Origin of the sequence: Burkholderia sp. HMSC10F09 (genome assembly GCF_001806955.1) — a bacterium.
Lineage (GTDB): Bacteria > Pseudomonadota > Gammaproteobacteria > Burkholderiales > Burkholderiaceae > Burkholderia > Burkholderia multivorans.
This window is the reverse complement of record NZ_KV786626.1, coordinates 1-6,298: the sequence shown is the minus strand read 5'-3', so window position 1 is coordinate 6,298 and position 6,298 is coordinate 1. Positions and strand designations below refer to the sequence as shown.

Annotated in this window: 5 protein-coding genes; 1 reads left to right on the top strand and 4 read right to left on the bottom strand. The window is 68.1% G+C overall.

What is annotated here, in order from left to right; translation table 11 throughout:
- Positions 1 to 47: 47 nt before the first annotated feature.
- From HMPREF3115_RS08355 to HMPREF3115_RS08340, 4 genes are read right to left on the bottom strand one after another with little or no spacing between them, the layout of a single operon-like run.
- Positions 48 to 1,040 (bottom strand): S49 family peptidase, encoded by a 993-nt coding sequence (locus HMPREF3115_RS08355; protein WP_006401279.1) that lies wholly within the window; start codon positions 1,038 to 1,040, stop codon positions 48 to 50.
- 12 nt (positions 1,041 to 1,052) lie between these two features.
- Positions 1,053 to 1,451 (bottom strand): Rieske (2Fe-2S) protein, encoded by a 399-nt coding sequence (locus HMPREF3115_RS08350; RefSeq protein WP_070554067.1) that lies wholly within the window; start codon positions 1,449 to 1,451, stop codon positions 1,053 to 1,055.
- Positions 1,448 to 2,107, bottom strand: a complete 660-nt coding sequence (locus tag HMPREF3115_RS08345) for an HAD-IA family hydrolase (RefSeq protein WP_006401281.1) — start codon at positions 2,105 to 2,107, stop codon at positions 1,448 to 1,450. The genes HMPREF3115_RS08350 and HMPREF3115_RS08345 overlap by 4 nt, the downstream gene beginning before the upstream one ends.
- Positions 2,108 to 2,112: 5 nt before the next feature.
- A complete protein-coding gene (locus tag HMPREF3115_RS08340) occupies positions 2,113 to 3,117 on the bottom strand; it encodes an RluA family pseudouridine synthase (protein WP_012467543.1) in 1,005 nt (334 codons plus the stop codon).
- A 721-nt stretch (positions 3,118 to 3,838) separates the two neighbouring features.
- On the opposite strand from HMPREF3115_RS08340, the gene HMPREF3115_RS08335 reads away from it, so the two are divergent.
- A partial coding sequence (locus tag HMPREF3115_RS08335) for an Rne/Rng family ribonuclease (RefSeq protein WP_070554065.1) occupies positions 3,839 to 6,298 on the top strand: 2,460 nt, incomplete at its 3' end.

Genomic DNA, 6,298 nt, shown 5'->3' with positions numbered 1-6,298 from the left:
CGATCGCCGAATCCGCCGGCCGCCGCCGCGCGGCGCCGCCCCGCCCGTCAGCGCAACTGAACCGACGCGCCGGCGGCCGTCAACGCCTTCATCGCGGCGCCGCCGACGGCCGCGCCGAACTTGCGTGCGACGCGGTTCGTCAGGCTTTCCTTGACCGTATAGTCGACGAGATCCGGTGCCTTGATGACCTCGCGTGCGACGGAGTCGGTCGTGCCGTAGCCGTCGGCGAGACCGAGCTCGACGCTCTTCTCGCCGGTCCAGAACAGCCCGGAGAACATGTCGGGCGTTTCGTGCAGCCGCTTGCCGCGGCCGTCCTTCACCGCCTTGATGAACTGCGCGTGGACCTGATCGAGCAGTTCCTGCGCATGCGCGTCCATCTTCGGCGTTTCCGGCGAGAACGGATCGTAAAAGCCCTTGTTTTCGCCCGACGTATGCAGCCGGCGCTCGACGCCGAGCTTGCCCATCAGCCCGGTGAAGCCGAAGCCGTCCATCAGCACGCCGATCGACCCGACGATGCTCGCCTTGTCGACGAAGATCTTGTCGGCCGCGGACGCGATGTAATAGCCGCCCGACGCGCACATGTCGGTCACGACCACGTACAGCGGCTTGTCCGGATACTTGCCGCGCAGGCGCCGGATCTCGTCGTAAACCATCCCGGCCTGCACGGGGCTGCCGCCCGGGCTGTTGATCCGCAGCACGACGCCGGCCGTGCCGTCGTCCTCGAATGCGGCGTCGAGCGCGGTGTTGATGTCCTCGGCGTTCGCATTGGTGCCGGCCGCGATTTCGCCGTCGATCGTCACGAGCGCCGTGTGCCGCCCGCCCGACGCGAATTTCGCGTCGCTCGAGAAGTCGATCAGCGCGAATGCGAGCAGCAGGAACACCGCGAGAAACGCGAAGCGGAAGAAGATCTTCCAGCGCCGTGCCGCGCGCTGCTCTTTGACGGCCGCGAGCGCGATCCGCTCGAGCGCGGCGCGCTCCCAGTTCGGCTCGCGATTGTCGGGGCGGGACGAGGATTCGGGGAAATTCGGTTGATCGGTCATGCAGGATTGTCGTCAGTCTTGCGTGGCGGGACGCAGGTCCGCGTCGGGAAGCCAGAATACCGCACGCCCGTCGGGCGTGTCGCGCTCGTCGACTTCGACCGGCCGCAGCCGCCCGCCGCGGCACGGGCCGCCGACGCACTGCCCCGTGTCGGGCGCGTAAATCGCGCCGTGCGTCGCGCACATCAGATAGCGCCCCGACGATTCGAAGAACTGGCCCTCGGCCCAGTCGAGCTCCATCGGCACGTGCGCGCAGCGGTTCAGATAGCCGTAGGCGCGGCCGTCGTAGCGCACGAAGAACACGACCGCCTGCTCGCCGCGCAGCGTCGCGTCGACGCGCACGCCGGCGCCGCCGTCGACCAGCGCGTCCGACGCGCAGACGCGCACCGCGTCCGTAGCGGGCGCCGCGCTCATGCGTGCTCCCTGAGCCATTCGGCCAGCGCGTTGACGTCGGGCGCGACGAAGCGCGGCGCGAGCGCGGCCAGCGCGTCGGCGGTATGCGCGCCGTACGCGACGCCGACGCCGGCCGCCCCGGCGCTCGCGGCCATCTGCAGGTCGTGGGTCGTGTCGCCGATCATCACGGTGCGCGCCAGATCCTGCCCCAGTTCGCGGGACAGCTCGTGCAGCATGGCCGGATGCGGCTTCGAGAACGTTTCGTCCGCGCAGCGCGTCGCGTCGAACAGGCTCGTCAGCTTCGACTGGTCGAGCACGCGATTCAGCCCGACGCGGCCCTTGCCGGTCGCGACCGCGAGCAGGTAGCCGAGGTCGCGCAGTTCCGCGAGCAGTTCCCGCACGCCGGCGAACAGCTCGATGCGCTGATCGTCGAGCAGATAGTGATAGCGGTAGCGCTCGGCGAGCCGCGGATAATCGGACGGATCGAGCGTCGGCGCCGTGATGCGCAGCGCGTCGCGCAGCCCGAGCCCGATCACGTAGCGCGCGGATTCGTCGGACGGTTTCGGCAGACCGAGATCGCGGCATGCGGCCTGGATGCTGTGCGCGATGTGCGCGGTCGAATCCATCAGCGTGCCGTCCCAGTCGAAGACGATCAGATCAAATTGCTGTCGGGGCATGCGGTTCAGGCGGTATCGCGCAGTGCGCTCAGTTGATCGAGAAAGTGCCGGCATTCGGCCGGCAGCGGCGCGTCGAACTGCAGTGCGTCGCCGCTCAGCGGATGCGCGAGCCGCAGCCGATGCGCGTGCAGGAACATCCGTTTCAGCGACGGTTGCGCATTCGCGCGCGCCAGCGCCTTGTTCAGTGCGAAATCGCCATACTTCGCGTCGCCGACGATCGGCAGACCGAGATGCGCGAGGTGCACGCGAATCTGATGGGTCCGACCCGTTTTGAGTTCCGCTTCGACGAGCGCATAGTCGGGCCAGCGCTCGACGAGATTGAATACGGTGTGCGACGCGAGGCCGTCGTCCTGCACGCGCACGCGCCGCTCGCCGTCCGCCGTCGTGTACTTGAACAGCGGCGCCTTGACCGCGCGACGACGGCCCCAGTCGGCCTGCCATTCGCCGTGCACGCAGGCGAAATAGCGCTTGTCGATGCGGTTCTCGCGGATCTGTTCGTGCAGCGCGACGAGTGCGGTACGCTTTTTCGCGAGCATCAGCACGCCGGACGTCTCGCGGTCGAGCCGGTGCACGAGTTCGAGGAATTTCGCGCGCGGGCGCGCCTGCCGGAGCTGCTCGATCACGCCGAACGCGACACCGCTGCCGCCGTGCACGGCGACGCCGGCCGGCTTGTCGATCACGAGCATCGCGTCGTCTTCGAACAGCACGTCGAACTGCGCGGGCGGGACGATCGGCGCGTCGGCGCGCGCCAGGTCGGCCGCGGCCACGCGCACGGGCGGCACGCGCACGACGTCGCCGAACGCGAGCCGGTACTGCGCATCGACGCGCCCCTTGTTCACGCGCACTTCGCCGCTGCGCAGGATCCGGTAAATATGGCTTTTCGGCACGCCCTTGCAGACGCGCAACAGGAAATTGTCGATCCGCTGACCGGCTGCACTTTCGTCGATCTGGATCATGGAGACCTGACCGCTTGCGACCGAATTCTGGGATATTTTGCCTAACTCATTCATACTGAATATAATTTTGCCCAGCCTGACGTTGCGGGCGGCCTGATCGGCCGACCCGGCCCAACCGGGCAAGGCGCAAGCGCAAACCGTCATTTTACTTGCGCCGGGGGTCTGCTGCTCGCCCCTTATCAAAGAGAAGCAGCAAGTTGCACGCACGGCGCCGACCGTCGGCAAGGATCGCGCCCACAGGCGGATTCGGTCGGCAAGGCGCCGCGGTAACGGAAAGTTGGTTGAAAAGAATTTGATTGGCAGCGCGGCGGCGCGACATGTGTCCGCACGGGCTGCCGGTTGCGAAAATTACGGCGTTGCGCCCGATTTGGCCCCGCGAAGCGTGCGGGGCTTGGCGACGTCAAACCAAGGAAGTACACCCCAAGCGGGAAAGTCGGGCTGGATTCGATACTCCCCGCTGCGGCCCAAGCCGCAGCATCTGCCGCCCGTCGGCGCGCGCGACGCATTGCGCGCGCCCGTGGCAATGCCGGTCTCAGGCTTAGCGCGCTTTCGCAGCGTGCGGTGTGTGGACGCCGTGCTTTGAAGCCGTGTTCGCAGGTGCCCTATGGCCGCCGGCCCGTCGTTCGGGTCCAAGCGCCTCTTCAGGCAATTCTCCCCGCCATCGTTCCCGCTCCAGCGTGCTTGTGACAACACAACAAGGTGCGGCCTGCCGTCGTGTCCGCCCTCGCGCCTGACAACCGCGAGGCGCCGCCTGCAGAGCCGCCTGGAGTCGTTCATGAAACGCATGCTGTTCAATGCGACGCAGCAGGAGGAGCTGCGCGTCGCCATCGTCGATGGGCAAAAGCTCATCGACATCGACATCGAGACAGCCGGGCGCGAACAGCGCAAAGGCAATATCTACAAGGGTGTCGTCACGCGCATCGAGCCGTCGCTCGAAGCGTGCTTCGTCAACTACGGCGAAGACCGTCACGGCTTCCTGCCGTTCAAGGAAGTCGCCCGCCAGTACTTCAAGGACGGCGTCGACATGCGCTCGGCGCGCATCCAGGACGCCCTGCGCGAAGGCCAGGAACTGATCGTTCAGGTCGAAAAGGAAGAGCGCGGCAACAAGGGCGCCGCCCTCACCACGTTCATCTCGCTCGCCGGCCGCTACCTCGTGCTGATGCCGAACAACCCGCGCGGCGGCGGCGTGTCGCGCCGGATCGAGGGCGACGAGCGTCAGGAACTGCGCGAAACGATGGCGCAGCTGCAGATTCCGGACGGCATGAGCATGATCGCCCGCACCGCGGGGATCGGCCGCAGCGCCGAGGAACTGCAGTGGGACCTGAACTACCTGCTGCAGCTCTGGCGCGCGATCGAAGCCGCATCGCAAAGCGGCAATCCCGGCCAGCCGATGCTGATCTATCTGGAATCGAGCCTCGTGATCCGCGCGATCCGGGACTATTTCCAGCCCGACATCGGCGAAATCCTGATCGACACGACCGAGATCTACGATCAGGCCCGCGCATTCATGGACATCGTGATGCCGGACAACGTGTCCAAGGTGAAGCGCTACCACGACGACGTGCCGCTGTTCTCGCGCTTCCAGATCGAGCACCAGATCGAAACGGCCTACTCGCGCACGGTGCCGCTGCCGTCGGGCGGCGCGATCGTGATCGACCACACCGAAGCGCTCGTCGCGATCGACGTGAACTCGGCGCGCGCCACCAAGGGCGCCGACATCGAGGAAACGGCGACCCGCACGAACCTCGAAGCGGCCGACGAAGTCGCCCGCCAGCTGCGCCTGCGCGACCTCGGCGGCCTGATCGTGATCGACTTCATCGACATGGAGTCGGCGAAGAGCCAGCGCGAAGTCGAGCAGCGCCTGAAGGACGCGCTCAAGCATGACCGCGCGCGCGTCCAGATGGGCAAAATCTCGCGCTTCGGCCTGATGGAGCTGTCGCGCCAGCGTCTGCGTCCGGCGCTGTCGGAAGGCAGCCACGTGACGTGCCCGCGCTGCAACGGCACGGGCCACATCCGCGACACCGAATCGTCCGCGCTGCAAGTGCTGCGGATCATTCAGGAAGAAGCGATGAAGGAAAACACCGCGGCGATCCACTGCCAGGTGCCGGTCGAAGTGACCGCCTTCCTGCTCAACGAAAAGCGTCAGGAAATCAACAAGATCGAGTCGCGCTTCAAGGTCGGCATCGTGCTGATCCCGAACAAGCACCTCGACACGCCGCACTACAAGCTCGAACGCCTGCGTCACGATGACGCACGCCTCGACGATCCGCGTGCCTCGTGGAAGATGGCCGAGGAAGCGGCGCGCGAACTGGAGTCGGAAACCGGCTACAGCAAGCGCGCGGCCGACGTGAAGCCGAAGCAGGAAGCGGCGGTCAAGGGCATCACGCCCGAGCGTCCGGCACCGAGCGCGGCCCCGCAGCGTCCGGTCGAGCCGGCAGCGGCACCGGCCCCCGCGCCGGTCGCGCAGCCGAGCGGCGGCTTCATCGGCTGGCTCAAGGGCCTGTTCGGCATGTCGGCCGCTCCGGCGCCCGCGCCGGTCGCACCGGCACCGGCGAAGGAACAGGCGGCCCGTCCGGCCCGCGAACGCACCGAGAAGACCGAGCAGCGCGGCGAACGCGGCGGCGATCGCAACCGCAATCGTCGCGGCGGCAACGGGCAGCAGGCGCCAGGCGGTCGCGACCAGGCGGCCGCAGGCCGCGGCCAGCCGCAACGTCAGGAACGCGAAGGCAAGGAAGCGCGCGAGCCGCGTGAAGGTCGCGAGGGTCGCGAGGGTCGTGAAGGTCGCGAGAACCGCGAAGCTCGCGAAGGCCGTGAGGGTCGCGAAGGCCGCGCACCGCGCGAAGCACGCGAACCGCGCGAGAACCGCGAGCCGCGCGAAGCCCGTGAACCGCGCGAGCGCGCCGAGCAGCCGGAGGCCGTCGAGTCCGCCCGCGGCGAGCGCCAGGAACGCGGCGAGCGGCGCGAGCGCGGCGAACGCCGCAAACCGCAGCATGCGGCGACGCTGGAAACCGTGAACCGCGGCGAAAGCCATCCGGAACAGGACGCCGACAAGGCGGCCGCCGCCGCCCTGCCGGGCGCGGACGTCGCAGCGGATGCCGAAGCCGGCGCGCGCGACGGCGAAGAGCGCCGTCGCCGCCGCCGCGGCCGTCGCGGCGGTCGTCGCGAGCGTGACGAGGAAGGCGCAGTGGTCGACCAGGCCGATGCTGGCGCCAACGACGAAGCCGCCGCGCAGCCG